1 protein-coding gene is annotated in these 1624 nt (G+C 71.3%); it reads left to right on the top strand.

What is annotated here, in order from left to right; all coding sequences use genetic code 11:
• Positions 1–91: 91 nt before the first annotated feature.
• On the top strand, positions 92–1411 hold the full coding sequence (locus tag HCA58_RS23045; RefSeq protein WP_091051791.1) for an IS4 family transposase: 1320 nt from the start codon (positions 92–94) through the stop codon (positions 1409–1411).
• Positions 1412–1624: the final 213 nt, after the last annotated feature.

The following is a 1624-nucleotide window of genomic DNA, read 5'->3' as shown; positions in this document are numbered from 1 at the left end:
TGGGGTGTGGTCTGCGGTTGTGTGGATGCTGTCGGGTGGTGCGGCGTGGCGGGCTGCGGGCCGACGGGGTTGGCTGTTCTGATTCCGGGTCATGTCGGTGGATGCGGTGGTGCGGCCGGACCAGGTCACGCTCGGGGTGTTGATCTCGCGGGTGTCGCGGGAGGAGGTCGACGCCGCGGTCGAGGTGTGTGGGGTGCGGGAGCGGCGGTCGGACGGGAAGTTGCCGGCGCATGTGGCCGTGTATCTGACGTTGGGGCTGGCGTTGTTCCCCGATGATGACTACACCGAGGTGGCGGCCCGGGTCACGGGGTCGTTGGACCGGTTCGGGTGTTGGGACGCGGGGTGGAGCGTGCCGACGTCGAGCGCGATCACCCAGGCGCGGAAACGGTTGGGCCGTCGGGTGTTCGACGAGGTGTTCGCGCGCACGTGCGGGCCGGTCGCGGGCGGGTCGGGCCCGACCGCGTCGGTGGCCGCGTTGGGCACCGCGCGGGGGTCGTTCCTGCGCCGGTGGCGGCTGCTGGCGATCGACGGGTTCACCGTCGACGTGCCCGACAGCGCCGCGAACGCGGCCGAGTTCGGCTACGCCGGGTCCGGGGAGAACCGGTCGGCGTACCCGAAGGCACGGGTCGTGGCCCTCGCGGAGTGCGGCACCCACGCCTTCGTCGCCGCCGAGATCGACGCCTACACGGTGGGTGAGAAGACCCTCGCGCAGCGGCTGTACCCGCGGTTACGCGGTGACGAGCTGCTCGTCGCGGACCGGGGGTTCCACTCCTGGCAGGCGTGGGACACCGCCGTCGCGTCCGGTGCGGCGCTGGTGTGGCGGGCACCGACCCAGCTCGACCTGCCGGTCGCGCGGGTACTGCCCGACGGCACCTGGATCACCGTCCTGATCAGGCCGACGGTCCGGGGTGCCCGGCGGGATCGGCTCCTCGCGGCCGCCCGCGCCGGGGCCGACCTGACCGACGTCGACACCGTTCCCGACGCGTTCGACAAGCAGGGCCTGCCGGTCGTCCACCTCGCCAGGGTGGTCGAGTACACCGTGCCCGACCGGGTCGGTAACGGCGCCGGCGAGGTCGTCACCCTGATCACCAGCATCGTCGACCCCCACGACGCCCGCGCCGACGAACTCGCCGCCGCGTACCACGAGCGCTGGGAGGAGGAAACCGGCAACGACCAGCTCAAGACCCACCTCCGTGGCCCCGGCCGGGTGCTGCGTTCCCGCCTGCCGGACCTGGTCCATCAGGAGATCCGGGCCTACCTGATCGTCCACCACGCGATCACCGCGCTGATCGCCGAGGCGTCAGCCGCCGCCGACATCGACCCCGACCGGGTCTCGTTCACCAGGGTCCTGCGCCTGATCCGCCGCACCGCCACCGGTACGGCGGACATTCCCCCCTCAGGACTGGACTGACCAGCTACCGGTCCACCTGACCCGGATCGCCGATCTCCTGATTCCCGAACGCAGGGAACGCACCTGCCCCCGAGCGGTCAAACGAGCCCGCCACAACCAGTACCGGGTCAAGAAACCCGACGAACCGGCCAGCATCCGCCACGACCGGCCACCGACCATCCACATCTACCGGGTCCAGCCACCGCCAAGATCAACTTAGGCTACGTGGCATTG

The organism is Micromonospora sp. HNM0581 (assembly GCF_012726175.1).
Lineage (GTDB): Bacteria > Actinomycetota > Actinomycetes > Mycobacteriales > Micromonosporaceae > Micromonospora.
Note: the sequence above shows the minus strand (reverse complement) of the source record. Positions and strands in the feature narration are given on the sequence as shown.

Coding starts and splice junctions, on each gene's coding strand:
- HCA58_RS23045 (WP_091051791.1), top strand. CDS start 92: ATGTCGGTGGATGCGGTGGTGCGGCCGGACCAGGTCACGCTCGGGGTG.